This window comes from Actinomycetota bacterium (genome assembly GCA_018333515.1).
In the GTDB taxonomy this organism is placed as follows: Bacteria; Actinomycetota; Aquicultoria; order Aquicultorales; family Aquicultoraceae; genus Aquicultor.
Map to the genome: position 1 here is coordinate 48,806 of JAGXSZ010000005.1, position 26,666 is coordinate 75,471.

The following is a 26,666-nucleotide window of genomic DNA, read 5'->3' on the forward strand; positions in this document are numbered from 1 at the left end:
AATGACCGAGAAAGCCACGTTCAAGCCGACAAACGAGCAAGCGCGGGCCATTGCGATGCGAAAAGGCAATATCTTCGTGAGCGCCGCGGCCGGCAGCGGGAAGACCAGGGCGATGACCGAGCGTTTCGCGGAGGCGATTATAAAGGATCACACCCCGATAGACCGCATCTTAACGATAACCTTTACCAACGAGGCGGCGTCGCAACTCCAGCAGAAGATACGAAACCGCCTCGCCGAAGCAGGCATGGTCGAAGAGAGCCGCATGGTGCCCGACGCCTACATAAGCACGATTCACAGTTTCTGCGCGCGGATTCTGCGGGCCTATCCCTTCGCGGCCGGACTCGACCCCCGCTTCACCGTTTTGGAAGAAGTGGCGGCAAAGACCTTGGGGCGGGAAGCGATTGACGAGGCTATTGATGAGTTCGCCAACGCCGACGAGGAGCGCCTGGGGTTTGTCTATCAAGCCGGTAAAACCGCCCTTGCCGAGCAGGTGATTAAGCTTCACGAAACGCTCCGCTCCGCCGGATACTTAAACCCGGCGGAGGGAATGCCCGCCAACACCACCCACCCCCATGGCAAGACGGGTATAAATGCCCTTATAGACGAGTTCAAGGGTGAAATCGCGCATATACTCGCGAACGCGAGCAGGGATTCGAATCTGACGACCTATCCGGCCAACTTCGATATTGTCGAGGATTTGCTCGACTACCTCGATGTACACGGATATGACCCGCGGCCGGGTCTCGGGGTGAGTTTCAAGCTAAACCTCAGAGCGGGCATCTCGAAAAAGGTCTTCGGGTCCATTAAACAGCTTATCGACACAATCGACGAGCAACTCGCCGAAGACCTCGCCTACCATTACCAGCTCTACTACACCGAACTCCTAAGCCTCTACGCCCAAGGGTTCAAAGATAAGAAGGAGCGGCTATCCGGGCTCGATTTCGAAGACCTCCAACTCCACGTCAAGAACCTCTTCGAGCGCCACCCCGATATCAAGGAGAACTACCGGTCGAGATTCGACCTGATTATGGTCGACGAGTTCCAAGACACCAACCGCCTGCAATGCGCGATAGTCGACCTTATCGCAAATGACAACCGTTTTACCGTCGGCGACGAATTCCAATCTATCTACCTCTTCAGAAACGCCGATGTCTCGGTATTTCGCGGCCTCCGCGATAACACGATTGGTGAAAACGCCGAAGTAATCAGCTTCCCTACCAATTTTCGAAGCCGCGAGAACATATTGCGCTTCATCAATCGCATAGGAACGAGCGAGCGCTTTTTCGGCCCAGACCATCTGGCGCTCAAGCCGGGCAGGGAGACCGCAAGCTTCAACCGCGACCAGGAGAATATAGTCGAACTCGCGATAGTCGACGAGACCTGGAAGAATGATGGAGCGAAAAACGCGATTTCGCCCGCACAAGCCGAAGCCCGTTTCATAGCCCGGCGCATCGAGGAGATTTTAGCGGAGGGTGTGTACAAGCACAACGATATCGCCATCCTTATCCTTAAGCGCACGAACCTGCGGCATATCGAGGACGCGCTCAAGCTCTATGGAGTCGATTACTACACCGTCGGCGGCGTCGGCTATTACGAGGCCGACGAGACCTCCGAAATCAAAGATATCCTCTCGGTCTTAGTCAACCCATACGGCGATCTCTCCCTCATCGGCGCGTTGCGCGGGCCGTGCGTGCGGCTCAGTGACGACGCGCTCTACGTACTGCGCAAAGCGGCGGGCCAAATCAACGGCTGCGACGCACCCTTGTGGCACGGAGTCAGGAACGGCGTTGCGTTGCCGGCGCCCGATATGACGAAGCTCGATGCTTTCAGGGAGACCTTGCGCGAACTTCGCCGGCGCGCCACACACATGAGGCTCTCCTCCCTGATTGAGCTGACCGTGGAATCACTCGGCTATGACCTCTGCGCGCTCATGCGCGACCACAATGCCGGTCGCCGGTATTCGAACATCAGAAAATTCATGCGCCTCGCCGATTCTTACGAGGATGTCCACGGCCCCGACCTGGCCGGCTTCGTCGATTACCTGAAGCTTCAAAAAACGCTTTCAGGCAAAGAGGGCGAAGCCGCTTTCGCCGATGAGGATATCGGCGCGGTCCGCATAATGACGGTGCACGCCGCCAAAGGCCTCCAATTCCCGGTGGTCTTTCTCGCCTTATCCAAAAGCGGAACGTCGAGCGCCGGCGGATCGATTCTCTTTCAGGGCGAAAGAGGTTCGCACGGTTATTCCGGGGCAAGCGCAAGCGCTATCGCGTTCAAGGTGGCGGGTATATCCGAGGACTTTCTTGGACCGGGATATGACGGATTGAAAGAGCTGAAAAAGCATGATTCGGACGAAGAGAGCCGGCGCCTGCTCCATGTCGGGATGACGAGGGCCGAAGAAATGCTGGTAATCACAGGCATCTGCCATATTGATAAAAAGAGGTCCGAGACGAGTTCAAACAGCTTGTATATCGAATGGCTTATGAATGTGCTCGGCCATGAGCACGTAGCGCTTAAGACCGCTAGGGACCGGGGTGAGTACGCTCTCGCTGACGAAAGCGGCTTGTTTCAATGTAGAATCGTTACCCCTAACGCAAACCCAGAGCTGAGAGATGATGTCACACCTAAAGATTTCGCTGAGCGCAAGCAGGCTGCCGCGGACGCCGGGGGAATTCGTTTCATCAATATGGACGCGCTCGGCACAGCCATGCATAGAAATGTGGACAGCCTGAGCTATAGCGCCATAAAAAATTTCATCGAATGCCCTTATCGCTTCTACCTTCAGCGCATCGTCGGAGTCGAGCGCGATGAACGAACCGATGACGCGACCTTTGGGGCAATCGCGGCAACCGAATTCGGAACCCTCGTTCACAAGGCACTCGAAACGCTCGATTTTAAGGGATTGTCAGAGAATACGTCGGCTACAATCGAGCAGGCCCTCGAGGCATGCGCGCTGCGATACCCAAGCCTATCGCCGGAGGATACCGCGCGCGTCAAGGCCATCCTCAACGCGTACGCCGCTTCGCCCATCGCGCAACGATTGGCAAATGCTCAAGTTCTCCAGCGAGAAGCGCCGTTTTCGTTCCTTTTAGGCGATACCGTCATCTCCGGAAAACTCGATGTACTTGCTGAGGTTAACGGCCGGGCTCTTATCGTCGACTACAAGACCGGCGGCAAGGGGATGAGCGGCGCTGAACTCGCCGGCAAATACGGCCTACAGATGGAGCTGTACGCGTTAGCGCTCTTAAGAAGCGGTGCGCCTGAGGTCGAAGTCATCGTAGCCGCGCTCGAAAATGACGGCGTGGCGGGGACTAAAACATACGCGACACAAGATATAGCGACCCTTGAGGACAAGCTGCTGGAGATAATTACAGCCCTAAACGACCCCGCTCAGACATGGCCTAAGACCGATGTCGAGAAAGACTGCGACTTCTGTGATGTTAGTGGATTTTGCGGTAACTGATAAGCTTGCGCTCTGCGGATGGGGTGGTTGGGGATATTCATCCGGGTCAGCCGATTTTACTTTTTCAGCTCATAACTCGAGTCCCAGATATCCTGTGAGCGTCCACCAAGTCTTCCACATCAACCAAGAATTTGAGCCACCTCAAGTGTATGCTAAAATATTGCTAATTGAAAGCGGGGTAAAACCATGAAATTTAAGGTAATCATCGAGAAAACCGAGGGTGAAGGCTACTCCGTCTATTGCCCTACGCTAAAGGGCTGCTGGTCCCAGGGTAAGACAGAAGCAGAAGCGCTTGAAAACATCAAAGACGCAATCAAAACATACTTAGAAACGCTTGAAGAAGTGACCAAGACAAAGCATACTCACGACGTCGAAGTAGCTGTTTAGTGGGCATAATTCCGCAAATATCGCACAAGCGTGCGATTCGGGCTTTTGAAAAGCTCGGCTTTAAGGTCATCCGTCAAGGCAAGCATGTTTCGATGTATGACGGGCGAAACATTATCATCATTCCCCGCGCCAATCCAATTAATACTTATACCCTTAAAGGAATTATCGATGATGCGGGTGTTGGGCTCGAAGATTTCTTAAGCGCCCTTTGAGTAATTGCAGGCACCAGAATGACATTATTACCCTTCCACCAGCTCGCTCAGCGTCCGCTCAAACCCCGGATAAGAAATCGCAATCGCCTCGCTATCCTCGACTATCGTCTCGCCGTCGGCTACCAGGCCGGCTACCGCGAGAGACATGGCTATGCGGTGGTCGCCGTGGCTGTTGACTCGGGCTCCCTTGAGTGGGGTGGGGCCGTTTATTACCATGCCGTCTTCGTATTCTTCGATATCGGCGCCCATCTTGCGCAGCTCCTGCGTTAAGGCCGCTATCCGGTCGCTCTCTTTGACGCGCAGCTCACCCGCATCCCTGATGGTGGTCGTGCCGTGTGCTTGGGTCGCGGCGACGGCGATGATCGGTATCTCGTCGATGAGGCGCGGGATGAGGTCGCCTTCGATGGTGGTGGCCTTAAGTTGCCGTCCAGAGACTAGCAAGTTTCCTCGGGGTTCGTTGCTCAGGTTCGACCCGTTGGCAAGCTCTATCCCGGCACCCATGGCGTTGAGCGCGTCCAATATCCCGGTGCGCGTCTCGTTTACGCCAACGTTCTCTATCGTTACCGTCGAATCGCCCGCAATCAACGCCGCAACGATGAAAAACGCCGCGCTCGATATATCGCCGGGTATGTCAACCGTAGCCGCCTTAAGCTGCTGGCCTCCGGTTATTGTGTAGCGGTTTCCATCTATAGACAAGCGCGCGCCGAAGAGTTCGAGCATACGCTCGGTGTGGTCTCTCGATTTGGACGGCTCGGTCAGGATCGTCTCGCCGTCCGCGAGCAAACCCGCCATCAGCAAACAGGTCTTGACCTGGGCGCTCGCGACCGGCACATCGTATGCGATGCCCTTGAGTGCGGCGCCGTTTATGGCGAGCGGCACGTAGGTGCCTCCGCCCCTGCCCCAAATCTCGGCGCCCATGAGGCGAAGCGGCTCCACGACCCGCGCCATGGGGCGCTTGCGTATCGAGGCGTCTCCGGTCATGACCGCGAACAAATTCTGGCCCGCGAGAATCCCGGTCAGGATTCGGGCCGTCGTCCCGGAGTTGCCAGTATCTAGTATAACGCTCGGCTCCGTCAATCCCTTCAGACCTACGCCGTGTATCTTAAGCTCCGTCTCGGAGAGCCGCTCTATCTCGACTCCGAGCGCCTCAAAGCAGTCCATGGTGCTTATGCAATCATCGGCCGCGAGGAACCCGGTCACGTGCGTTACGCCCTCGGCGAGCGCGCCGAACATTATCGACCGGTGCGATATCGATTTATCACCCGGCACCCGGATGGTGCCTTTTAAGTTGTTCGCCGCTCTTACTTTGAGTTCCATCTTAGCCGCCTGTCGTGCGCATATCGACCTCATAGCCGCGTTCGATTAAGGCTTTCGCTACTTTATCGGCGTTATCCTTCTCGGGAATCATCAATCTAAGCGTGCCGGAGTGCTCGGTCGCGTGGAGGATTTCGATATCTTCGATGTTGACGCCGAGTTCGCCTACGGTGAGCGTAATATCGCTGATGACGCCGGGTTTGTCGCTGACGGGTATGTATATCTCATAAAGTTGCCCGATTTCTTTTCCGAGCGCCGCCGGCAGGTTCAACCTGCCCTTTTGCGCCCGCTCCAGCATGTCCGCTATAGCGTCCCGGTCGGCCGAGTCTATCTCGCTTCTCAAAGTACTGAGCATCTCGCCCATCTTGTCTATCGAATATAGAATGGCGTCGCGGTTGTCGAGGCAGATATCTATCCACATCCGGGGGCTGCCCGCCGCGATTCTCGTCGTATCCTTAAACCCGCCCGCGGCCAACATCAACACGTTCTCCGTGTTGTTCGTCTCGCTGCTCGCGAGGTTCATAAGGACTGCGGCGAGCATGTGCGGGAGATGGCTGATAATGGCTACCGCCCGGTCGTGCTTTTGCGGCTCTATCGCCAGAACATTGGCGCCAATCGACGTCAACATGGAGTGCAATTTTTTATAGGCCACCATGTCGGTCTTGAGCGTGGGCGTCAGAAGGTAGTGGGCGTTTTTGAAGAGCGCCGGGTTCGAGGCCGCGACGCCCGTCTTCTCCGAACCGGCCATCGGGTGCCCGCCTATAAAGTGGACTCCGTCCGGCACCCGCGGCTCGACCTCGGCCACGATAGTAGTCTTGGTGCTCCCGACATCGGTGATTATCGTCCCCGGTTTCGCTGCTTTCGCCGCGCGAATCGAAAACTCCGGTATATAGCCGACCGGCACACAGATGAATACCACGTCGGCGTCGGCGGCCGCTTCTTCTATACTTGCGGCGGCCGTATCGATTATCCCTCGCGCTATGCCTTCGGCGACCGCGCCGGGGTTGTGATTGTACCCGATTACCTCATAGTCATCGGATTGCCGCTTGAATGCCGCCGCCAGCGACCCTCCCAGCAAGCCGACACCGACTATCGCAATCGTCGTCTTCATTAGCCGACCCGACCCATCTTTTTATCAAACGCCGACGTGGCCTTGGTCACTTTGCCCATCAACGACGCAAAATGCTCGAAGGTGAGCGATTGCGGCCCGTCGCACATCGCGTTCTCGGGGTCGGGGTGGACCTCGACGATGGCGCCGTCGGCACCGGCCGCCAGCCCGGCCAGAGTAAGCGGCTCGACGAGGCTTCGCTTGCCCGCGGCATGGCTCGGGTCGAGGATGACCGGAAGGTGGCTAAGTTGCTTTATCAGCGGTATCGCGCTGATGTCGAGCGTATTTCGCGTGTAGGTCTCAAAGGTCCTGATACCTCGCTCGCAGATGATTATCTGGGTGTTCCCGCCTTTTACAATATACTCGGCGGCCATGAGCGTCTCTTCGATGGTGTTCCCAAGACCCCTCTTTAAGAGGACCGGCTTGTCTATCATGCCGACCTCTTTTAAAAGGTGAAAATTCTGCGCGTTTCGGGCGCCTATCTGGACTATGTCCGCGTACTCGACGACTACATCCAGGTCGCGCACGTCCATAAGCTCGGTGATGATGGGCAACCCGTATTCTTTGCGCGCTTCGGCGAGTATCCGCAAGCCCTCGACACCCATCCCCTGAAAGCTGTATGGCGAGGTCCTCGGCTTAAAGGCTCCGCCGCGCAGGACGGTCCCGCCCGCGGCTTTGACCGCTTTGGCCGTCGCCATCATCTGCTCGGCCGATTCCACCGAGCACGGCCCGGCCATCACGTTGAAGAAGCCTTCGCCGATAGTAACGCCCCCGACCTTTATCATCGTCGGCTCATGGCGGAACTCTTTGCTGACGAACTTGTACGGCTTGAGGATGCGGATGACATCTTCGACGCCGTCGAATGCCCCGAGTTGGAGTTCGGCAATTTCTTCTTCATCACCGATAATCCCTACGACCGTGCGATATTGGCCCCTCGAGACATGGACATCCGACCCGGCCTCTTCTATCCGCTTTATAACATGTTCTATCTGCGCATCGGTCGCGCCTTCACGCATTACGACCATCATAATAACATCACTCCTCTATAGGACATTCTCCAGCTCGCTGATGAACCTGGCGTTCTCGCCGGGTGTGCCGACGCTGACGCGTATATGCCGCGGGTAGCCAAAAATCTCTCCCGACCTTATTATTACGCCCCTCTTCATAAGTTCGTTCGAGAGCGCGCGCCCGTCAACACCGACATCCACAAGGACGAAATTGGCGTGCGACGAAACATAGCCGAGGCTTAGCCTTTCGAATTCTTTATAGAGATAACGGAGTCCTTCATCGTTCAGGAGGCTGCGCTCCTCGACCTCGGCGGCGCAATCGAGGCTCACAAATGCCCCGACCTGAGCGATGGTGCCGACATTAAAAGGCTCGCGCACCTTGTTTATCGCCTGGATTATGAATTCGGGGGCGATACCGTACCCGACCCGGCAACCGGCCAAGCCGTAGACCTTCGAAAACGTGCGAAATACGACCACCGGACGCTCGCCCGCTATATAATCCATGCCGTTCGGATAATCATTATCCCGGACCAGCTCGAAGTATGCCTCATCGAGGACGACTACGACATCCGTCGGTATCTTTTCCATGAACGCTTCGACTTCGCCCCGCGTCATCATCGTGCCGGTCGGGTTGTTCGGATTGCAGATAAAAACCATCTTAGTGCGCTCGTTTATCGCGTCCGCCATCGCATCCAGGTCGTGGTGGTAACCCTTGAGCGGAACTTCGACCGCCTTTGCGTTCATCAACTTGACGACGGTCGGGTAGACGATAAACGACGGGTTGGCCATGACCGCTTCGTCTTCGGGGTTGAGCAGCACGTTCGCGAGCAACCTGAGCAATTCGTTCGAACCGTTGCCGACCATTATCATCGACGGGGTGACGCCCAGCCTCTCGGCCAGCTTCTCTCTGAGAAAGGTGCAGCCGCCATCGGGGTACCTGTTGACATCGAAGACCGCTTGCCGCATCGCCTCTATGACCTTGGGAAACGGTCGATATGGGCTTTCGTTCGAGGCGAGTTTGATGGCTTCCTCGATACCCAGCTCCCTCTCGACCACACCGATAGGCCGGCCCGGCTCATACGGTATCAGACCTTCAAGCCCTCTGCGCAATAAATCCTTCACTCGCCCCTCCACTAACACAATTAACTAACACAATTAAATTTACTTCATCGATTACCAAACGATAATCCTGGATTTAAGGGATTTTACCATAGTTTAGCAGGTGTTCTCAACTGCGCGGAGATTGTGCGCCGATTCTGTAGTCCGCGGTTAACGCCCTTCATGGCTTACTTTATACCGCTCAACTCGATTACATTAACCGTTTTGTCGTCGATTTCGACTATGTTCACGCCGCCCGGCTGCGGCCAGAACGATTTGAAAAAGTCGGGGTCGTCGCCGTGAAACCTCGTCATGAGGAGCTTGATAGGGCCGCCGTGCGTAACCAGCGCTATCGCACCGCCGTCTTCATTCTCGATGATATCGTCGAAAGCCGCGTCGATGCGTGCGGCAAAATCGCGCCAGCTCTCGCCTCCCGGAATATCGACGCCGGTCGGGTTTTCAATCCATGAGTCGAGCGTCTCTTTGTCGCGCTCCATTATCTCGTTATAGGAGAGGCCTTCCCAATCCCCGAAGTCTATCTCGCGCAGGCTTGCGTTGGCGATGACATCGACGCCGGAGTCGCCCGCTATAATGGACGCCGTCTGCGTCGCCCGCAACAGGTCGGACGCGTATATCGCCGATATATCCTCGTCCGCTAGACGCTCCGCCAAGGCGCGCGCCTGCGATTCTCCCTGCTCAGAGAGGGCGGGGTCGGTCCGTCCAATAAACCGAAACTCTTTGTTTAGTTTAGTCTCGCCATGGCGAATCAAATACAATCTCATTCGTTGAAATCCCTTATAACTTAATCCCTTTTATCTTAATCCCCTACATTTTTACGTCAACGCACGCGTTTCGCTACAGTATCGCGTCGCTACAGTACCGCGTATGCGAATAATACCGTGACCTCGGTAAGCTCGATAAGCGCGCCGACCGTGTCCCCGGTCATCCCGCCTATCTTGCGCTTGACGAAGACTATATACATCATTGCAAATGCGAGCGCCGCAAGCAAGGCTATGACGCCTACTAACCCCGCGACGGCCACCGCAATCGCGATTGTGATGATAGATGCCCATACCAATTCGGTCTTGCCGGCCCCTGCGGCAAAGAGCGCGCCCAGGCCGTCTTGTCTCGCCCTCGGCTGCGTCGTCATCGCGATACTCGCCGCGAACCTGCCGATTACGGGGAAGAGCAGCAGCGCCGCGAGCTTTTCCGTACCAGGGATTGCCGCTAGCAGCAGAGTTTTCAGACCAAGCACCGCTATGAGGGAGACGACGCCGAAACTACCGACCCGCGAATCTTTCATGATCGCTAAGCTGTGCTCCTTGTCGCGCCCTCCGAGCAAGCCGTCGAAGGTGTCGGCGACCGCGTCGAGATGGAGCGCCCTCGTCAGCGCCGCGAGCGCGACGATGACGATGAGGTCGGCCGCGGTTCCCGTTATGCGCAACGAGACCAGCGCATAGACAGCGGCCAATATAAGGCCGATGACCAATCCGACGAGCGGGAAATATTTTGTGGAGCGGCCGAACGCCGTCGAATCGAGTTCCTCCCCGGTTCCGGTCGGGATGATAGTCAGAAACGACAGCGCCAGCCTCAATGTCTTGGTGTTGATTGTCCTTAACCCTCTTTCTCGGATACGCCGGCCTCGGCGAAGGTCGCCATCTCTTTGATGACTTTCGTCGCGGCCTCCACCATACCCATCGCGAGAACCGCGCCGGTCCCCTCACCGAGGCGCATGTCCATATAGAGCATGGGCTTCAAGCCCAGCTCATCGAGGATCGCCCGGTGCCCCGGCTCGACCGAGACATGCGAGGCTATCATGTAGCCTTTGCTCAACGGGCTTAGACAACCCGCGATGAGCGCGCCCGCTCCCGAGATAAAGCCGTCGATGACGACCGGCACGCGCCTTGCCGCCGCGCCCAGCACGAGGCCGCCGAGCGCCGCTATCTCAAGGCCGCCGACTTTGGCGACGACATCGATGGGGTCGTTCCGGTCGGGGTTGTGGAGGCTTATGGCGTCGGCGATGACCTTTCGCTTGCGGTCGAGGTCGCCGTTGCCGATGCCCGTGCCGCGCCCGACCAAACCGTCGACCGGCCTGCCGGTGAGCGCCAGCAGAATCGCGCTGCTCGATGTGGTGTTGCCGATTCCCATATCGCCCGTGGCCAACAAGTTTGCGCCGCCGTCGATGAGTTCGTTTGCGATCTCGATACCCACCTCTATCGCTTTGACGGCTTCCTCGCGCGTCATGGCCTGCTCTTTCGCGAAATTCGCGGTGCCGCTCTTGACCTTGCGCGAAACCACGCTCGCATCGTCTATCGGCACCGCCACGCCGACATCGACGACGATTACGTCAGCCCCGACATGGCGCGAGAGCACGTTTATCGCCGCGCCGCCGTGGATGAAGTTCGCAACCATCTGCGGTGTGACCTCGCGCGGAAACGCGGAGACGCCTTCATCGACGACACCATGGTCGCCCGCCATGACGACTACAGCTTTTTTGTCGACATCGCTTATGACCTTGCCGGTGATGCCGGCGAGCGCGATCGATATCTCTTCGAGCACCCCGAGGCTCCCGGCCGGTTTGGTCAACTGGTCCTGTCGCTCTTTGGCCTTCGCCATCGCCGCATCATCGAGCGGCTTTATCTCGTTTAACGTCTTATTTAGTAAATCCATCTTATCCCCCTATTAAAAGTTGTCGAAAAACAAAAAGCCCCCGGCTTCCCAAGGGTAACAAAATAAACTATTTGGCAGCACTCCTTCCTCGTAGAGCGTATATTTTCATTCAGGCAGGTCTCCTGACTCGAGGATCATCGCCGATTCCGCGCCTTCCCGAGCTTCTGCCCGGTGGCTTTTGCGGGTGGCTCCCCTCTTACAGTGGCGGGCCCGTGCCGGATTCTCACCGGCTTCCCTATTCTCCGCTACAAGCGGCACCTGAATATTTATTCACTTTCCATGTATAAATTTATATGGGTGGGGTGGTTATGTCAAATGGGGTTGGGTTTTGGTGCGCAGCAATGGTCATGTGGTGTTCGCCATTTTGATTAGTGGTTAAACGAATATGGCTTCGGCTACTTTGGCGTGTGAATGACAACGCTCGAACCGATGACCTCCTGCGTGCAAGGCAGGCGCTCTACCGAACGTTCTCAAACCACGCCCCTTTAAGATGCGGCCTTCTTCTCTTCGTTGATTTTTTCAGCCAGCCATTGCTGAATTAGGCTTTGATACGGCATGTGCTTCTTAGCGGCGATTTGTTTGATCTCAACGAGAAGATACGGATAAATTCGAAGCGAAATCATAGTTTTTGTCTGCTTGGATATGCTGATTTTTATATCCTTGGCCTCTTCGAGATCGTTCGCATAGTCGGCCATATCATGTTCTTCAACGAATTTGGCAAATTCTTCTTCGGTTTTGAATTTAGGCATTTTCTTACTCATTCTTACCTCTCTTTATAAAGCTTTCGCTCACGCTCTGTCATATCCCTCGTTGTCAGAATGTGAGCGATTTTTCCTTTCGGCACGAAGGGTATCGCTAAATACCGGCCTGCTTCAGTTCTCCCAAAAGCAATATATGTGCCTGAGCCCCTCGGGCTTCTGAATATCCGCACAGCATCCTCTTCGTTCCAGAATGCTTCGTAGACCTCATAGCCTTCGATATTATGCTTCCTTGCAAGCTTTTCTGCAATAGCCTTGGTTATCAAGAGGTCAACGATTTCCATGCTCTAATTATCGAACATGTATATACAATAGTCAATACGTTTGCATATACAATAGCATGGCACTGGGTTGCCTCCTCGGAGCCTGCTGGACGAATCTGTTAATAAATTAAAAAGCCCCGGTATTTCTACCAGAGCTTCTCTTTTCGATGGTGGATTATTGACTTAGCGTGCAGCTAGCTCTTGTTCATTCTGGATGGTTATTTTGGGGTTTGGGTTTTTTGCGGGAACCGGTAATCCCATTTCATTCAACATGCTGACGTGATCTATAATGCCCCATCTTGCTTTATAAATACAATCCTCGACAGAGTGACCGATGCCGGAAAAACCCTCTAAATCAGGAGACTAAAATAGTCAGGCTCTTTCGTCGCTTCAATTACTAATGAATAATCAATATTTATCATTAATGTCCACCATTAACATCAAGCCTTGTGCATCATTCGTTTTCTTGCTCTCATTTTCAACAAGCAAGTTGCAACGACGAAGATTCTCGCGGGCGAGTTCATCTTGTGGGTCCATTTCGACGGCTCGCTCCAGGGTTTCCTTAGCCTCAATCAAGTCTCCTGCTTGTAGAAGGCTCCATCCAAGGTCATTTACGAATTGCTGGCCCTGGGGCTCCAATTCGACGGCGCGACGCGATGCTTGAACCGCTTTCTCATGCAAACCCTCGTGCCCCGCGCAGCATCCCAAACCCTGATAAAATACAGCCACCTCGCCAAGGCAAGCGAGGGCTTTCCTGTATAACTCGAGCCCATCAGTGTATTCGCCTGTTTGGATGAGGAACGTTCCGGCTTCGTCCACAATCTCGCAAAGGTCTTCTGTGTCGTTAGGGAGTGTGAGTAATTTAAGAAAGAGCTTTCTGCCCTCGGACCTCCTGCCCCTCTGATACTCAACGGAGCCCATGCTTAGTATCGCGGGAGCATAGGTGGGCATCAAGTCAATGGCTTGCTGCAAACATTCGATAGACCCTTCAAAATCACCGAGCGCCGACCGGAATATGCTGTCCGCGTATGCTGCTTCTGCATTGAACTCGATCCATTTCTCGTCGCTTGTCATCTCTCTTCTTTTCTTTTTGCTTATGATGGATAGCCTCCTTTGAGCATCCCGAGATCTCAGGCGCATAGCGGTTGGGTTGGACGGCGGCGTTTACGCGCTCCGCTGCAGTGAACTCTTCGGATGATCAATGGTTTTGGTTAGCCCTGACACTATTTGACGATAAGCTTGTCGCCCTCCTGCTCAATTTGTAATAGTGGAAGAAATATCTCACGCCAATCCTCAATCGAACCGTTCACACCATTTATTTCAAGTCCCTCGTCGTCATAGTATATTTCTAACTTCTGGTCGCAACAACCACATTTTAAAAGGTATCGCGGCACTTTCTTCCCTGAACCCTTTTTGTGGTAGATCCTGATTTGAGGGTAACCGTCTGGTCTTGTGTAATAAAGGCGATTGACTCTTTTCAGTATTTTCATTTGCGCCTCCCATAAGAATACTAAACAGGTAACACACGACGACGGCAATAATAAACGGAAACTAATACTGGACGCTCTCTAAAACATATCTAATTGTATTTTGATAGCCTCACCAATCCTGAGCATATCTTCTTTTGATAAGAGACCGGCGCGCTTAAATAATCTCAACTTACTTACTGTAACGAATTGATCGGCCATTGCCTTGCTTTCTTTTCCATCTAAAGTGACTAGCGCCTCGCTAGGGTACAGACAATCCGCTTTGCCGGCCAGAGGAACAACCTGGACTCGATTGAGGTATTTGTTCGATACATCATTGCTAACAATCACGGCCGGACGCTTTTTTTTGATCTCTTCGCCAATCGCAGGGTCAAAATTGACCCACCAAACCTCACCTCTTGTCATCGGCAATATCCCTGAACGTTGTATCCGCCCAATCCAGGGCTTCTTCTTCTCGCTTTTTGTCTTTTGCCATTTGAGAGTATGCCGGCTCCAGGTTTGAACGAACTACATGCGGACGCACCAACGCCTCAACAAACTTGCTGATTTTTCGAGCGCCGATGGTTTTATGAAGACCTTCGTATACTTCTTCATCTATGGTTATGGTCAACTTCTTTTGCATTAAAATCCCCCCTTGCTAATACGTATAGTACACGTATTATTCTATTTAAGTCAATCGCAGAATTTCTACCAAAACCTGAAAAAGCATACCGCTTTTCGGCGGGCTGGGTTGCGCATGACGGGCTCGAACCAGTGACTACCTGCGTGCGAGGCAAGCGCTCTAGCGGCGGTCCGCTAAACACGTCCCGGCAAATAGCTATAAAGCTACTGCTTGAACATCCGCTATCTACCTGTCAATTGCGCGCGTGAACCGAAATCAATAGCCATCGCGAGTGCGTTAAGAGTTCAAACGGCGTCAGTTGGTGCTATTATTGACACCAATTCTAGATATCTATATGATGTGCGTTAAGAGGTGCTTAATATGAGACTCACAGTTTCAATTGATCCGAATTTGGTTGAACAGGCTAAGCGTATAAGCGGAGCCAAAACAAAAAAAGAGACTATTGAGTTGGCCTTAAAAGAGTTAGTGCGTAAGCACCGATTAAGAGAAGCCGCTTCTCACGCCGGCAAAATCGATATTGCCATAACTTTAGAGGATCTGGAAAAATCAAGGGCAGAGGAATAAATGGAGCGCGTGCTTATTGATAGCTCTGTCTGGATAGACTTCTACCGTCCCGAAAGAGCCCAAGACCTAAAATCTTCGGTAACAGAAGCGATCGAACTAGACATCGTTTCCGTTAATGGCACCATTGCCATGGAGGTACTCCAGGGTACAGCCAACGAATTTGGTTTTAAGAAAATTTTAGCCGATATGTGCGCTTTTAATAACCTACCGATAGATTGGGTTATTTACATGAAATCCGCGCGCCTTGGTTTTGAGCTTAGGCGTCAAGGCGTTACCGTGCCGACAATCGACATCTTGATAGCGACGACTGCAATGGAAAACAGCTGCATCCTCTGGCATCAAGACAAACACTTCGAGCTAATAGCTCAAAAAACATCGCTAAAAACTAAGAGCTTCTCGACCTCATAAGCTATTATTTACTTTCGCCAAAGCCCGGAATCTAAGCAACACTCGTATTCCGTACAAGTATTTCCTTTGCTATAAGTAAATAGACCGGTATATTCTTTCACTTAAACAAAAAGCCCGGCATTTCCCGCAAGCTTCTCTTTAAACAAACCGCCCTTAGGCGGTTTCGGAGCGGAGGATAACGGACGATCTTCGAACATTTGCTAACAGTGGGCTTAAATCTTAAAAGAATAATAAGTATTTGCCATAGTGCGCCCCTGTCGAACGTTGGCCTTAATCAGCGGGGGCAATCAGGCCGACATGAAAAACAAACCAGCGCTATTCCCCGTTTTGCTGAAGGCCGAGTTCCGTGTTTATTCGGCTGTGATATTTGATTTGGCAACCTATTGCTTCTGTAAGATTTATTGAAAAGTCCTCGACTGCTTGATGTAATTCAGCTAAGCCCTGTTCCTGATAATGTTTATGAGTATAGAGCGAAATATATGAATGGTATTTTGACTCACCATTTATTGTCGAGTTATCAATCACCTTGCATTTCAATGAGACATAATTAACAGATCCTGCTAGTGTTAATGAATCTTGCATTTTCTTGAAGGTATTCCAATATTCTATTTCAGAATCGGCGTACAGGATATATAGTGCTACTGAAACTTTGCCACTCGCTACTTTCTTAATAACCTTTTCTAATACGCTCTTGTTTATATTCGCAAGGTCGTAAAATGGGTCTATCAAGTGCAAAGTGTCCTCATTGTCTGAGAACTTGCAATCGAGAATAGAATACCCGTCGCTATGGTCAAACCCGGTCAGTGAGATTGGTTCTAAGCCTGTGTTTATAAGGTCATTTCGTGCTTCTGTGTCTTTGTCAGATGAGTATATACGGACCTTGTTATTATTTGTCGCGCTGATTTGAGCAACCAAATGACCGCTGCCATAGTACCCTTGAATGCATTCTTGTTGGGCGCTTTTTAGTGGGCAAGGACTGAGCTTTTCTATTCTTTCTGCCACTGTTTCGTGAGTCGGTTCTTGCCAAGGACGCCCGCCAAAAGGATCATAAAATGCTAAGCGCTCATTCGTAGTCCGGCAATGCCAATTTATAAATTCTGCTAACAGGCCATGCTTTATTAGATCGCCTGCATTCCCCATTGTGTATGGTAATGGTTTGGATTCTAATTCAACCGGCCAATAATAGTACGTTTTGCCGCATGGCTTTACGATACGTTCATTCTCTCTAATCTGTAATTTGTGCAGATCAAGTTTCCATGCGCCTGTCACTCCCATCAGGAGAGTGTAGGCGGAAATAACAGCATCCCACTCGTGTTCATTAGAGGTTTTTATCTTTATGCCTAATTTATCTGACATAAAACGATCCATAGCTTCACTGTCATTAGCATAGTCATGCTTTTTTTGAGTTAAAGCATAATAAAGAACTTTCGGATGGGTTTCTACCAAAAAAATATCGTTTAAATTCTTTGCGACTTCAATTAGTACCGACATGCCGTTTATGCCCATAGCGCCAGAAAGTTTATTTGGTGTCATTACGCTTTTTTGAACCATGGGATATTTATTTCTTAACCATTTATCGGCAGGTCTCCAACCACTGTTGCCCGTGCTCCAACAAGATAATGTATCAACGCCTAACCCAATAATATTTTCATTTTTTAATATTTTGCAGATAACAGCTTCAGAGTTTTTCGTTGTCTCGATTCTAATATCCATAGGCTTGCTCTTTTCGATTTTTAGGATGGCAAGACCATTTGTATTATTACCGCCGGGGTCATAACCAACAATCGAAGCATTTATTTGATATGTCTCATTCATGTTGCCTGTTAATTCCTTTCATATATAACCAGTGTGTGTATTGATCAATATAATACTCCAAACTTGCTTTTTCTGGCCATGAAGTAATACCCCTGCGTATCCATATATGAGACATTATGGATCGCGCCACATACTAAAAGAACACTTATTAGGCGGTTTCGGAGCGGAGGATAACGGGCTCGAACCGATGACCCCCTGCGTGCAAGGCAGGCGCTCTCCCAACCGAGTTAATCCCCTCCAAAATACAGTCTGACGCGCACCCCATCCGATACTTCCCGCCCTACCACGAATCCTTCTCAATCTCTGATAACGTCTTTATACAATCCTTGGCTCTCTCCAAATCATCGCTGTGGACGTAGAACTCTATCGGGCCGCCGTCAAATGCTATCCCGCCAAAGTCCATTTTTGCGGGCATTGAGTTGCGCATGATGTATTCGATACCTTCACCCTGGAGCAACGATATTATAACAAGCGCCTCGGGCCCCGATTCGGCATAATGGACAAGAACAATTTCATCGGCCATCGCAGGCTCCTAACTCATCAGCCATTATTAACCACCCGTCTTCTCTAAGACTCGCCGCACAGCCGCCATCGCCGCGTCAACTCCTAACGCCTCGACCACGCCGGCCGCGCCCCCGCCGTCGACACCGGAACCGTCTTCACCACAAGATTCGCTACCGGCATCACTGCCCGCAAGACCCTCCTCTGTCGCAACACCCTTTTCCGCCACAACGCACTCATTGGCCCCAACGTCCAAGACATGACCAACCTTACTATCATCTTCACCCACAACACCAGGCCGCCTAAGAACGACCAGCGCAATGCCCAGCCGCTTCGCCGCCTCGACCTTCTCGGGAAACCCCCCTTCGCGCCCGCTCTCTTTGGTGACGACGACAGTAACGCCGAGGCTCCTCCACAGCCGCTCGTTCTCCTCGACGCTGAACGGGCCGACGCCGGTTATGATATGCTCGGGCGCAAAGCCCGCATCAAGGCACTTGGCGACCGACTCGTCGCCCGGCAAAACTCGGATATAAACACGATGCGATACCATGTCGATTACCTTGGCAAACAAGCCGGCCTGGTTACTGCCGGTCGCGATAAATATCGCCGCGCCCGGCCCCTGTGCTTGCGCCTGCGATTGCACTTGTAATTGTCTCTGCGCCAGTCCCTCTGCGATACGCGCCGCATCTTCCATCGACTCGACGTACTCAATATTTTCGTAATCGGGGTTCCCTGCGACCGCCCTGCCAACCCTCAAATAAGGAACACCTGCAATCTCGCTCGCCGCGAGCGCATTTTCGGTAACTCCCATCGCGAACGGGTGGGTCGCGTCGACGACAAGCGCTATCTTCTCGCTATCGATAAGCACGACCATCGCATCTGCGTCGAGCTTGCCGGCGATGTGCTTGACTAGTGGGTTTTCGGCGGCGAGCGAGTCGATAAACTCGGCGGCGAAATCGTAGGCGGTGCTGAATATGACGGGGATGCGCTCATTAATAAGTTGTTCCAGCAGCAGGCGGGCCTCGGTGGTGCCCCCTAAGAGCAGGATCACACCCGGCAACCCCTTTGCATACGGTCTGCTAAATGACATCGTAGTACCGGTCGTGTCCCGAGCAGCAGAATCACACCCGGTAACCCCTCGGTGTTATTATGCGCCCGTCCGATACATAGGTCTGGCTATTTCCGATGATTATGGTGGTGTTCATGTCTATCGGTAAATCCAAGAACGATGAGATGTCGCTGATGTAGCAATTCTGCGCGCCGTTCGATTTGATGTAGATTCCGACCGGGGTCTTCGCGTCTCTGTGCTGCATGAATATATCCTGGGCGGTCTTAATCTGCCAGTTTCGCTTGATGCTTTTGGGGTTATATAGGGCCGTTACGAAATCGGCCGTCGCGGCGGCGCGCAGGCGTTTTTCAATCTTCTCCCAGGGGGTAAGCAAATCGCTCAGGCTGATGACCGCGAAGTCGTGCATGAGCGGCGCCCCGAGCGCGGATGCCGCGGCGTTGACCGCGCTTACGCCCGGCATTATCTCGATATCGATGTCGGTATCGGCGGCCAGCTCGAGAACGAGCCCGGCCATACCGTAGATGCCGGGGTCACCGCTGCTGATAAGGGCGACCGTCTTTCCGGCCTGCGCGAGTTCGATGGCTTTCTTGCACCGCTCTATCTCTTTGCGCATCGCAAACCGGTGGACCTCTTTGCCCTGGGCATACTTCTCGATTGTCTTTACGTAGCTCTTATATCCGACGATGACGTCGCATTCCCTGAGCGCGTCGCGCGCGCCTATCGTCATATCGGCTTCGTCGCCCGGACCGATGCCGACTACTATTATCCCTGCTCGGCCAGTGCGACCGTTACTTTTCCATGCACAGTCTTCGGTAGTATCAGGGTTCCGCCCTCCGAGACTAGAATCGCCGCTGGTTCGCATACGCCATCAGCACCCACTTTCTCTTTCACAAAATCCGATTTATTGACGGCGACAGCATCGAGCTTGTCCGCCGGATATAGCTTTACTTCGACGCCGAAATGTTCGGCCGCCTCGTAAAACGCCTTTTCCTCGTTTTTAATATCGATACTCGCGATGCCTTTCAAGTTATGGAGGTGTAAGCCCTGGCTGCCCAGAGCGCTCCGAATCGCATCGCGCACCTCGTCCAGGGTGACGCCTTTTCGCGAGCCGATACCGGCATATACGCGCCGGATCTTCAGTATCAAGGTTCCGGGCCGCACCTGCGGCACCTCCTCGTCTACGACAATGACCACGTGCTCGTAGGCGCTCCCATATCGTTTAAGCTGGTCGAGCGGGCGGACGCTGTACACCGCCCTCACCCGGTCACCCCAGCGCCCCAGGCCGATATCGGCGAAAATACACGCCGACTCGCCCCTAAGGATGCCCGATGAAACACGCGTCAGGCGCGGCATATCGTCGGTCGTGAGGCCTAACTCTTTCATAAACAGGTCGAGCGCCGGTTTTCCGTGGATATCGGTAGCCGTCGTGATTACCGGAACCGCGCCGACCGCGTCGGATACTTTTATGGCGAGGTCGTTGGCGCCGCCGATGTGACCCGAAACGAGACTGACCGAAAACGCCCCGGCCTCATCGACGACTACGATAGCCGGGTCGACGGTCTTATCCCTGAGGTGCGGGGCTACCGCGCGAACCGCGATACCGACCGCCGAGATAAAGACCAGGCCGTCAAAGTCTAAAAATATCTCGCTCACTAAGTCCAAGAGCCACGGTTTGTCGCGACCGATCTCCGGCGGCGTGAATATCTCCAACTCGTCATCGAATCGGGCTTTCATCCGGTCTGCGATTATCAGGCCGTTCTCGGTAACGGCTAAAACGGCGATTTTCACTTTATGTCGCCTCCATATATATCATGGCCCGCCCTTTTAAACCTTCTCTGCCCTTTTCTAACCTTTGCCTGCGCGATACTCGTAATCTAACCTTCGCTTACGCGATACTCGTGACTGAACGCCGGGTCGTAGAGTTTCGAACGCTCGTACTCGCCGGCGAGAACGCCTCCGACGATTATCATCGCGGTCTTCGTTATACCCGCTTCGCCGACTTTCGAGGTGATGTCGGCGAGCGTACCTTTGATTACGCGCTCATCCGGCCAAGACGCTTTCTCGACCACGGCGACGGGCGTATCATTCGGATATCCCTGCTTAAGCTCGCCCACGAGTGAGTCTATCATTTGCACGCTTAAAAATATGCACATCGTCGGCTTGTGCTCCGCCAAGGCATGGATTTCCTGGCCTTGTGGAACCGGCGTGCGCCCCGCCATCCTAGTGATGACGACCGTTTGCGAGATGCCCGGCAACGTCAACTCCGCGCTGAGCGCCGCGGCCGCGGCCGCGAACGAGCTGACACCCGGTACAATCGCGTACTCTATCCCATTGGCGACGAGCCAATCTATCTGCTCTTTTATAGCTCCGTAAATACTGGGCTCGCCGGAATGGAGACGAACCACGGTCTTTCCGGTACCTTTGGCCGCCGCATAAACGGCGGTTACTTCATCGAGGTTGAGCGCCGCGCTGTCATGGAATTCGCAGCCTTCCTTGCACGATTCAAGGAGCCGCCCGTTGATGAGCGAACCCGCGTAAACAACGATATCCGCCCGCTCAAGCACGCTTTTTCCTTTTACCGTTATAAGGTCGGGGTCGCCCGGACCCGCGCCGACAAAATATACCTTCATGATCCATATTACCTTTATTCCAATAAAGACGCGGAAGTTTTCGAGTTACAGACGCGTTTGCGCATCTCGCTCGCGCTTCACACCCATAACCCAGGGCGCGTAGCCCTCTCCTCGTTCAGGGCTTTAGCCCTGATAAACAACGCATAGCCCACATCCAACCAAAGGGTCGGCCATGAAGGGCTTAAGCTACAGTCAAGCGAACTCCACATCGCGCTTGACGATGACGGTCGACAGATACCCGGCATTGTCCAACGTTTCGTCATCGAGCGCGGACAAACCCATGACGACATTCTCTTCCGCGTCATGAGAAGCTTTTTGGACCAGAACGGCGTTGTTCAAAAGGCCGAAGCCGCTCAACACTTTGACCAGCGCGCGCAGTCGCTCGCCGACTTTTAAGATGACGACCGTATCGAAGGTCTCCAGGTAGTGCCATATCTCACCTATTACCTCCGGTAGCGGCAAGATGGCGACCTTCTCGTCTCCGACGGCTATCGGTATGCCCGCAGCGGCCGCGGCCGCGAATGGCGAACTCACGCCCGGCAACGTTACAACCTCGATTTCAGGATGTTCTTCCTTCAGTTTTCTATAGAGGTAGATATATGTGCTGTAAAAGAACGGGTCGCCGAGGGTAATAAAGGCTCCGCTCTTGCCCTCGCTCAATGCCTTCGCGACCTCGTCCGCCGCTTCCGACCAATGTTTTTCAAGCTCGTTCCTGTCTTTGGTCATTGGAAATATAAGTTCCCTGAACTCGGCATTGCCGTCTAACACCGGCTCGACGATTCTCTTTGCGATGCTCTCCCGTTTAGGGGCCGAGCGCGGCGAGAATATGATATCGACCGATTTAAGGACGTTTACGGCCTTGATCGTGAGTAGCTCGGTATCGCCGGGCCCGATGCCTACTCCAAATAGTCTTCCTCGGTCAGCCAATCTAATCACCCTATCCGTTTCGATTTATCCGCGGCCGCCAACCCACGAAGGCGCTCGCCGTCCCAACGATTTAACTCTCTATCTCTATATATACCACGCTTGACTCGAATCCTTCCAGTTTTGCCAATTCCGCAAGCGTGGTATCGACTATCCTCTCATCATCATACGAGAGATTGGCCCCGGCTACCACCCGGCCGGTTATTCCCTTGTCCGCGAGATAGCGCGCAATCGCCGGCGCGCTGTGGACATTATCCGTCAAGATGCAGAAACGCTTGTGCGTTTTTATCACGGTATCGAGCGCATCCAGCGAGCGCCCGTGGACCGACGCGAGCGCCGTGCCCTGCCACTCCTCGCCGATTCGCCCGAAGAGCATTTGCATCGAGTTCACGCCCGGAACCGCGTCGAGCGCGATTTCGGGGAGCCGGTCGCGAATGGTCTTGAGCAAGCTATAGAAACCAGGGTCGCCGCTGACTACGACGACGGTGTTGCGCTCTTTGTTCTTGTCTATCGCCGCTATCGCCGCCGAAATATCGGCTGTGACCTCGATGACTTCCTTTTGCGCGACATCGATGGCGTCGAGCACCCGTCTGGCCCCGATTACCACCTCGGCCGCGCCGATTCTTTTGACGGCGGCGGGCGTTATATAGTCCGGATGGCCCGGGCCGATACCGACTACCGTCACCATGCCGCATCCTTTACTATCTTGCGCGACGCGCTATCGGACGCGACAATCTCGCCCGATAGCACCGTTATCGCCGTGCCAATCTCCAGGTTACCGTCGACGTAGGCGCGCGCCTGCGCGCTCGCCGCCTGCGCTATTTTATCGAGCATACGGCTGTATCCCAACTTCGCGAGGCCTAACGCCGCGTCTTCGGCGGTGTTCACTTTTATCATATACGTCATCGGCGCGATATCTTTCGTCTCGTTCCGGATTAGTCTCTTCATTATCTCGACCGGGTCGTCGGTCTTTCCGCTGTGTGTGTCGAAGTGGCCCGCCGCGACCTTGACGAGCTTACCGATATGCCCGAGCAGAACTACTCTTTCGACTCCCGCTTTGACGCAATAATCGAGCATATAGCCGACGAAATTGCTCATCTGGACTATCGCGTCGGGCGGAAACTTTAACCTCGACTCCGCCGCTTTGGCGCCCATGTTCCCCGGCACCAGCGCTATCGTCTTATAGCCGAGCGCGAGCGCGATGTCGACCTGCGGGGTGAGCGAGGCCTTAAGGCTATCGAGCGACATCGGCCGCACGATTCCCGTCGTCCCTAAAATCGATATGCCGCCGACAATTCCGAGCCGCGCGTTAAAGGTCTTCTTGGCGCGTTCGGTTCCTTCGGGCGCAAAAATCGTTACTTCGACACCGGCTCCATCCGGGATATTTCGCGATACGTTAGCGGTTATCATCGCTCTGGGTACCGGGTTTATCGCCGGCTCACCGACCGCGACCGCCAGGCCGGGCTTGGTCACCGTCCCGATGCCTTCGCCGCCCCTAATCGTTATCCCGGCGTCCGCGCGGGCGACCCGCGCGCAAATCTTCATCCCATCGGTCACATCCGGGTCGTCGCCTGCGTCTTTTACGATGCAACAGCCGACGTTCTCGGCGGTCTTCTCGATATCGACGACGTCGAACTCGACGCGGCGGCCTCCGGGCAGCTCGACTTCGATGCGCGAAACAACCTCGCCGCCAAAGAGCATCTTTGCGGCCGCGGCCGAAGCCGCCGCCGCGCATGTGCCCGTCGTATAGCCCTTCTTCAACCTCTTATTTATGACACTGACTCTACTTACACTCCTCATTACACGCAATCATCAATAAAGCGTTGATCGCGGAGGCGGCCAACGCACTTCCGCCCCGCGTTCCCCGCACGGTTATATAATTAAGCCCGGCCCTCATCAGAGCCTCTTTCGACTCCGCGGCCCCAACGAACCCGACCGGCGCGCCGACGACGAGCGCCGGCCTCACCACGCCTTCTTTCGCTATATCGAGCAGCTCGAAGAGGGCGGTCGGCGCGTTTCCGATAGCGATGACCGCGCCATCGGCATGGTTCGAGAGCGAGCGTATCGCCATCGCGCTTCTGGTCTTCCCGGCGCGCCTAGCATCGTCCTCGACAGCCTTGTCGTCTATCCTGCAGAGCACGTTGTTGTCGTGTATGCAAGTCCGGCGGTCGCTGATGCCCACCGCGACCATGCGCACATCGGTTATTATCGGACAGCAGCTTCTCAGCGCATCGACCCCGGCCTCGACGGCGCCGTCCGACATCGCCACCACGCCCGAGAGCGTAAGGTCGCCGCTCGCGTGTATCATGCGTTTTACGACCGACCGCTCCATATCCGAAAAGCCGTTTAAATCCGCGACCGCCTCGATTATACGGAAGCTCTCCCGCTCGATTTTTGCGGGGTCACCGATTTTCATGCCGTTCCCGTCGGCGTCAAAGCCGCCTGCCAGCAGCTCGTTGGCGCGCTCAATCAAGATGTCGGCGATTCTAACATCCGGCCCGATATGCTCGGCGACCTTTATCTTGAGTAAAGGGTATTTCACTTCCTCATCCCTTATAATCTCGGGAATATCCTGCCTTATGTGGTTGCCGTCGACCATAAAGAGCGGCATGATGATTAACTCGGTCACGCCTTCGTCGGCCAGCGATTCTATGACTTCCGGCAGGTCGGGCTCGTTAAATTGGAGCGCCGCATAACGCACGAACTCCGATTGGAGCCGACTCCTGAGCGTCGCCGCTATTTCTTCGAGTATCTCCTTGGTCTCCTCGACCTTGCTCCCGTGCCCCAGCACGATAAAGCCAGTGCTCATTCAATCACCCCTACTAAACTTGTCAGAACTCTATCCCATGCTCCCAAATTACAAGTAACACTAAAGTAAACATTCAAGTAAAATCGCTCTAAATACTGCCCATACGGCTCGAGTTTGCCCGGCATGACGCCAGAAAACGCTCGACTACCCGCGGGTATCCCGCGAAATGGAGGTGTATATAGGACGCTAACGTATTATTATATATGAAACCTTCGTGTTCCGTGACGCCGACTTCGTACGCCCGCTCCAGGTCGTTCGCGGATTCCGTAATCTCCGAGTAATGGAACTCGTGGCCCCTCAAGAGAGAGCCTTGTTCGGCGATTATGGAATCGGCTGCCGCAACCGCCACGCGATAGCCGAGGGTAGCGCGGCTTTTCATCTTGCACGCTATGGGGAGCGCGCCGCTCATCCGATAGCGGTTACCGGCGAAATCGACTACCGCTTCCGAGAGATAGATTAAACCGCCGCACTCCGCGTAGACCGCCATACCGTCCTCGACCGCCCGCTTTATGTCGGCCGCCATCGATAGGTTGGCCGCGAGCGCCGCGGCATGGACTTCGGGATACCCGCCACCGAGATAGAGACCTTCGATGTCTTCCGGCAAACGCTCATCCTCCAATGGGCTAAAGAAGACCAGCTCGGCCCCGGCTTCGCGCAACATATCGAAGTTGTCGCGATAATAGAAACTGAACGCTTTATCGAAGGCGACGCCTATCTTTACGTCGGCTCTCGCATTACCGGCAGTCTTTGCGGGTGGGTTCGATTTCGCCGATGTCACCGGATACGGTGTTGACGCGGCAATCTCTAACAGCAACTTCAAATCGATATAGCTCTCCGCCAGCTCGACCAGGGCGTCTACATAATCTCCGGCGGGTCCCAGCTCCACCCGCGTTACCAGACCGAGATGCCGCTCGGGGACGACGACGGCCGCGTCTCGCCGCACGACGCCGACGACCGGCAACCCGGTCGCAGCCTCAACCGAACTCTTGACCATTTTCTCATGGCGGTCGCTTCCGACATTGTTTAGAAGAAACCCCTGTATGCCGGCGGCTTCATCGTAGGCGCGATAGCCGAGCGCCATAGCGCCCGCGCTCCCGCCCGTCTTGGCGCAGTCTATCGTCAGCAACACCGGGGCCCGTACCGTCTTGGCGACATCGGCGGTACTCCCCTCGACCAGGCCGTTTTTGCCGTCGTAAAAACCCATCACGCCTTCGACTATCGAGATACCCGCCCGGAGCGCCGCGTTTTCAAAAAGGCTTCGCGCGGTGTCCCGCCCGGTCATCCAGATATCGAGATTGCGCCCGGGTCGGCCTGTGACCATCTCGTAGTAGCCGGGGTCTATAAAGTCCGGGCCGACTTTGAAGCCCTGCACGCCCAAGCCGCGCCTGGTCAGCGCCGCCATAATCGCGAGCGCCAGAGTCGTCTTCCCGACCCCGCTCGACGTCCCAGCTATGACTATCCTCGAAAGCGTCTTAATTTCCATGATATTCTCACACTCGTAGCTCAGGGCTTTAGCCCTGATATTGCTCAACGTTCCGCTTGCTGCTACTCAATCAGCCC

General features: G+C 54.2%; 29 protein-coding genes, 1 tRNA gene and 1 riboswitch. Of the genes, 5 read left to right on the forward strand and 25 right to left on the reverse strand.

Annotation, left to right across the window (positions count from 1 at the left end):
- The first annotated feature begins 1 nt into the window (after position 1).
- From KGZ93_01050 to KGZ93_01060, 3 genes are all read left to right on the forward strand, one after another.
- Positions 2 to 3,460: a UvrD-helicase domain-containing protein gene (locus tag KGZ93_01050; protein ID MBS3908213.1), complete on the forward strand. Its 3,459-nt coding sequence runs from the start codon at positions 2 to 4 to the stop codon at positions 3,458 to 3,460.
- 186 nt (positions 3,461 to 3,646) lie between these two features.
- Positions 3,647 to 3,847 (forward strand): type II toxin-antitoxin system HicB family antitoxin, encoded by a 201-nt coding sequence (locus KGZ93_01055; protein ID MBS3908214.1) that lies wholly within the window; start codon positions 3,647 to 3,649, stop codon positions 3,845 to 3,847.
- The gene (locus tag KGZ93_01060) at positions 3,847 to 4,059 is read left to right on the forward strand and encodes a type II toxin-antitoxin system HicA family toxin (protein ID MBS3908215.1); all 213 of its coding nucleotides are present in this window, start codon (positions 3,847 to 3,849) and stop codon (positions 4,057 to 4,059) included. Before KGZ93_01055 ends, KGZ93_01060 begins: the two co-directional genes overlap by 1 nt.
- A gap of 27 nt (positions 4,060 to 4,086) precedes the next feature.
- Here KGZ93_01060 and aroA read toward each other — a convergent pair whose 3' ends face one another.
- From aroA to KGZ93_01125, 13 genes are all read right to left on the reverse strand, one after another.
- Positions 4,087 to 5,376, reverse strand: coding sequence for a 3-phosphoshikimate 1-carboxyvinyltransferase (aroA, locus tag KGZ93_01065; GenBank protein ID MBS3908216.1), 1,290 nt, complete (start codon positions 5,374 to 5,376; stop codon positions 4,087 to 4,089).
- A gap of 1 nt (position 5,377) precedes the next feature.
- Entirely contained in the window at positions 5,378 to 6,484 is a 1,107-nt protein-coding gene (locus tag KGZ93_01070) for a prephenate dehydrogenase (protein ID MBS3908217.1), read from the reverse strand.
- On the reverse strand, positions 6,484 to 7,509 hold the full coding sequence (gene aroF / locus KGZ93_01075; GenBank protein MBS3908218.1) for a 3-deoxy-7-phosphoheptulonate synthase: 1,026 nt from the start codon (positions 7,507 to 7,509) through the stop codon (positions 6,484 to 6,486). The genes KGZ93_01070 and aroF overlap by 1 nt, the downstream gene beginning before the upstream one ends.
- A 15-nt stretch (positions 7,510 to 7,524) precedes the next feature.
- A complete protein-coding gene (locus KGZ93_01080) occupies positions 7,525 to 8,610 on the reverse strand; it encodes a histidinol-phosphate transaminase (protein MBS3908219.1) in 1,086 nt (361 codons plus the stop codon).
- Positions 8,611 to 8,774: 164 nt separating this feature from the next.
- Positions 8,775 to 9,368 (reverse strand): alpha-ribazole phosphatase, encoded by a 594-nt coding sequence (gene cobC / locus KGZ93_01085; GenBank protein ID MBS3908220.1) that lies wholly within the window; start codon positions 9,366 to 9,368, stop codon positions 8,775 to 8,777.
- A gap of 89 nt (positions 9,369 to 9,457) precedes the next feature.
- Entirely contained in the window at positions 9,458 to 10,180 is a 723-nt protein-coding gene (gene cobS / locus KGZ93_01090) for an adenosylcobinamide-GDP ribazoletransferase (GenBank protein MBS3908221.1), read from the reverse strand.
- A 20-nt stretch (positions 10,181 to 10,200) separates the two neighbouring features.
- Positions 10,201 to 11,256, reverse strand: coding sequence for a nicotinate-nucleotide--dimethylbenzimidazole phosphoribosyltransferase (gene cobT / locus KGZ93_01095; GenBank protein ID MBS3908222.1), 1,056 nt, complete (start codon positions 11,254 to 11,256; stop codon positions 10,201 to 10,203).
- A 94-nt stretch (positions 11,257 to 11,350) separates the two neighbouring features.
- Positions 11,351 to 11,533: riboswitch (cobalamin riboswitch) on the reverse strand.
- Positions 11,534 to 11,741: 208 nt separating this feature from the next.
- Positions 11,742 to 12,017 (reverse strand): hypothetical protein, encoded by a 276-nt coding sequence (locus KGZ93_01100; protein MBS3908223.1) that lies wholly within the window; start codon positions 12,015 to 12,017, stop codon positions 11,742 to 11,744.
- Between the two features lie 2 nt (positions 12,018 to 12,019).
- Positions 12,020 to 12,298 carry a BrnT family toxin gene (locus KGZ93_01105; GenBank protein ID MBS3908224.1) on the reverse strand — a complete coding sequence of 93 codons (279 nt, stop codon included), beginning with the start codon at positions 12,296 to 12,298 and terminating at the stop codon, positions 12,020 to 12,022.
- A 387-nt stretch (positions 12,299 to 12,685) separates the two neighbouring features.
- Positions 12,686 to 13,351 (reverse strand): tetratricopeptide repeat protein, encoded by a 666-nt coding sequence (locus tag KGZ93_01110; protein ID MBS3908225.1) that lies wholly within the window; start codon positions 13,349 to 13,351, stop codon positions 12,686 to 12,688.
- A gap of 149 nt (positions 13,352 to 13,500) precedes the next feature.
- Positions 13,501 to 13,767 carry a hypothetical protein gene (locus KGZ93_01115; protein MBS3908226.1) on the reverse strand — a complete coding sequence of 89 codons (267 nt, stop codon included), beginning with the start codon at positions 13,765 to 13,767 and terminating at the stop codon, positions 13,501 to 13,503.
- Between the two features lie 78 nt (positions 13,768 to 13,845).
- Positions 13,846 to 14,169, reverse strand: coding sequence for a type II toxin-antitoxin system PemK/MazF family toxin (locus KGZ93_01120; protein MBS3908227.1), 324 nt, complete (start codon positions 14,167 to 14,169; stop codon positions 13,846 to 13,848).
- Entirely contained in the window at positions 14,156 to 14,386 is a 231-nt protein-coding gene (locus tag KGZ93_01125) for an addiction module antitoxin (GenBank protein MBS3908228.1), read from the reverse strand. The genes KGZ93_01120 and KGZ93_01125 overlap by 14 nt, the downstream gene beginning before the upstream one ends.
- Positions 14,387 to 14,746: 360 nt before the next feature.
- Here KGZ93_01125 and KGZ93_01130 point away from each other — a divergent pair, with 360 nt between their 5' ends.
- The gene (locus tag KGZ93_01130) at positions 14,747 to 14,950 is read left to right on the forward strand and encodes a type II toxin-antitoxin system VapB family antitoxin (protein ID MBS3908229.1); all 204 of its coding nucleotides are present in this window, start codon (positions 14,747 to 14,749) and stop codon (positions 14,948 to 14,950) included.
- A complete protein-coding gene (locus KGZ93_01135) occupies positions 14,951 to 15,358 on the forward strand; it encodes a PIN domain-containing protein (GenBank protein ID MBS3908230.1) in 408 nt (135 codons plus the stop codon). It begins immediately after the preceding gene.
- 315 nt (positions 15,359 to 15,673) lie between these two features.
- Here the strand turns inward: KGZ93_01135 and KGZ93_01140 are convergent, their stop codons facing one another.
- The 12 genes from KGZ93_01140 to KGZ93_01195 form a co-directional block, all read right to left on the reverse strand.
- On the reverse strand, positions 15,674 to 17,173 hold the full coding sequence (locus KGZ93_01140) for a hypothetical protein (GenBank protein MBS3908231.1): 1,500 nt from the start codon (positions 17,171 to 17,173) through the stop codon (positions 15,674 to 15,676).
- A gap of 164 nt (positions 17,174 to 17,337) precedes the next feature.
- Positions 17,338 to 17,412 (reverse strand) — tRNA-Ala (locus KGZ93_01145).
- Positions 17,413 to 17,453: 41 nt separating this feature from the next.
- Positions 17,454 to 17,696, reverse strand: coding sequence for a DUF2007 domain-containing protein (locus KGZ93_01150; GenBank protein MBS3908232.1), 243 nt, complete (start codon positions 17,694 to 17,696; stop codon positions 17,454 to 17,456).
- Positions 17,697 to 17,723: 27 nt separating this feature from the next.
- Positions 17,724 to 18,725 (reverse strand): precorrin-6A reductase, encoded by a 1,002-nt coding sequence (gene cobK / locus KGZ93_01155; GenBank protein MBS3908233.1) that lies wholly within the window; start codon positions 18,723 to 18,725, stop codon positions 17,724 to 17,726.
- Between the two features lie 70 nt (positions 18,726 to 18,795).
- On the reverse strand, positions 18,796 to 19,605 hold the full coding sequence (cobJ, locus tag KGZ93_01160) for a precorrin-3B C(17)-methyltransferase (protein MBS3908234.1): 810 nt from the start codon (positions 19,603 to 19,605) through the stop codon (positions 18,796 to 18,798).
- Positions 19,506 to 20,531 carry a cobalt-precorrin 5A hydrolase gene (locus KGZ93_01165; protein ID MBS3908235.1) on the reverse strand — a complete coding sequence of 342 codons (1,026 nt, stop codon included), beginning with the start codon at positions 20,529 to 20,531 and terminating at the stop codon, positions 19,506 to 19,508. The genes cobJ and KGZ93_01165 overlap by 100 nt, the downstream gene beginning before the upstream one ends.
- Positions 20,532 to 20,617: 86 nt before the next feature.
- Entirely contained in the window at positions 20,618 to 21,376 is a 759-nt protein-coding gene (cobM, locus tag KGZ93_01170) for a precorrin-4 C(11)-methyltransferase (GenBank protein MBS3908236.1), read from the reverse strand.
- Between the two features lie 189 nt (positions 21,377 to 21,565).
- Positions 21,566 to 22,300, reverse strand: coding sequence for a precorrin-2 C(20)-methyltransferase (gene cobI / locus KGZ93_01175; GenBank protein MBS3908237.1), 735 nt, complete (start codon positions 22,298 to 22,300; stop codon positions 21,566 to 21,568).
- Positions 22,301 to 22,370: 70 nt separating this feature from the next.
- The gene (gene cbiE, locus KGZ93_01180) at positions 22,371 to 22,985 is read right to left on the reverse strand and encodes a precorrin-6y C5,15-methyltransferase (decarboxylating) subunit CbiE (protein MBS3908238.1); all 615 of its coding nucleotides are present in this window, start codon (positions 22,983 to 22,985) and stop codon (positions 22,371 to 22,373) included.
- Positions 22,979 to 24,058 (reverse strand): cobalamin biosynthesis protein CbiD, encoded by a 1,080-nt coding sequence (cbiD, locus tag KGZ93_01185; GenBank protein ID MBS3908239.1) that lies wholly within the window; start codon positions 24,056 to 24,058, stop codon positions 22,979 to 22,981. The genes cbiE and cbiD overlap by 7 nt, the downstream gene beginning before the upstream one ends.
- Positions 24,059 to 24,080: 22 nt before the next feature.
- A complete protein-coding gene (locus KGZ93_01190; GenBank protein ID MBS3908240.1) occupies positions 24,081 to 25,106 on the reverse strand; it encodes a precorrin-8X methylmutase in 1,026 nt (341 codons plus the stop codon).
- 88 nt (positions 25,107 to 25,194) lie between these two features.
- Positions 25,195 to 26,637, reverse strand: a complete 1,443-nt coding sequence (locus tag KGZ93_01195; protein MBS3908241.1) for a cobyrinate a,c-diamide synthase — start codon at positions 26,635 to 26,637, stop codon at positions 25,195 to 25,197.
- Positions 26,638 to 26,666: the final 29 nt, after the last annotated feature.

Bases quoted from the DNA above. Each gene is read 5' to 3' on its own strand.
- cobC (MBS3908220.1), bottom strand. From the start codon at position 9,368: ATGAGATTGTATTTGATTCGCCATGGCGAGACTAAACTAAACAAAGAG.
- KGZ93_01125 (MBS3908228.1), bottom strand. From the start codon at position 14,386: ATGCAAAAGAAGTTGACCATAACCATAGATGAAGAAGTATACGAAGGT.
- KGZ93_01105 (MBS3908224.1), bottom strand. From the start codon at position 12,298: ATGGAAATCGTTGACCTCTTGATAACCAAGGCTATTGCAGAAAAGCTT.
- KGZ93_01115 (MBS3908226.1), bottom strand. From the start codon at position 13,767: ATGAAAATACTGAAAAGAGTCAATCGCCTTTATTACACAAGACCAGAC.
- aroF (MBS3908218.1), bottom strand. From the start codon at position 7,509: ATGATGGTCGTAATGCGTGAAGGCGCGACCGATGCGCAGATAGAACAT.
- cbiE (MBS3908238.1), bottom strand. From the start codon at position 22,985: ATGGTGACGGTAGTCGGTATCGGCCCGGGCCATCCGGACTATATAACG.
- KGZ93_01150 (MBS3908232.1), bottom strand. From the start codon at position 17,696: ATGGCCGATGAAATTGTTCTTGTCCATTATGCCGAATCGGGGCCCGAG.
- aroA (MBS3908216.1), bottom strand. From the start codon at position 5,376: ATGGAACTCAAAGTAAGAGCGGCGAACAACTTAAAAGGCACCATCCGG.
- KGZ93_01120 (MBS3908227.1), bottom strand. From the start codon at position 14,169: ATGACAAGAGGTGAGGTTTGGTGGGTCAATTTTGACCCTGCGATTGGC.
- KGZ93_01140 (MBS3908231.1), bottom strand. From the start codon at position 17,173: ATGAATGAGACATATCAAATAAATGCTTCGATTGTTGGTTATGACCCC.
- KGZ93_01070 (MBS3908217.1), bottom strand. From the start codon at position 6,484: ATGAAGACGACGATTGCGATAGTCGGTGTCGGCTTGCTGGGAGGGTCG.
- cobT (MBS3908222.1), bottom strand. From the start codon at position 11,256: ATGGATTTACTAAATAAGACGTTAAACGAGATAAAGCCGCTCGATGAT.
- KGZ93_01130 (MBS3908229.1), top strand. From the start codon at position 14,747: ATGAGACTCACAGTTTCAATTGATCCGAATTTGGTTGAACAGGCTAAG.
- KGZ93_01110 (MBS3908225.1), bottom strand. From the start codon at position 13,351: ATGACAAGCGACGAGAAATGGATCGAGTTCAATGCAGAAGCAGCATAC.
- cobJ (MBS3908234.1), bottom strand. From the start codon at position 19,605: ATGCGAACCAGCGGCGATTCTAGTCTCGGAGGGCGGAACCCTGATACT.
- KGZ93_01135 (MBS3908230.1), top strand. From the start codon at position 14,951: ATGGAGCGCGTGCTTATTGATAGCTCTGTCTGGATAGACTTCTACCGT.
- KGZ93_01100 (MBS3908223.1), bottom strand. From the start codon at position 12,017: ATGAGTAAGAAAATGCCTAAATTCAAAACCGAAGAAGAATTTGCCAAA.
- KGZ93_01055 (MBS3908214.1), top strand. From the start codon at position 3,647: ATGAAATTTAAGGTAATCATCGAGAAAACCGAGGGTGAAGGCTACTCC.
- KGZ93_01190 (MBS3908240.1), bottom strand. From the start codon at position 25,106: ATGAGCACTGGCTTTATCGTGCTGGGGCACGGGAGCAAGGTCGAGGAG.
- KGZ93_01050 (MBS3908213.1), top strand. From the start codon at position 2: ATGACCGAGAAAGCCACGTTCAAGCCGACAAACGAGCAAGCGCGGGCC.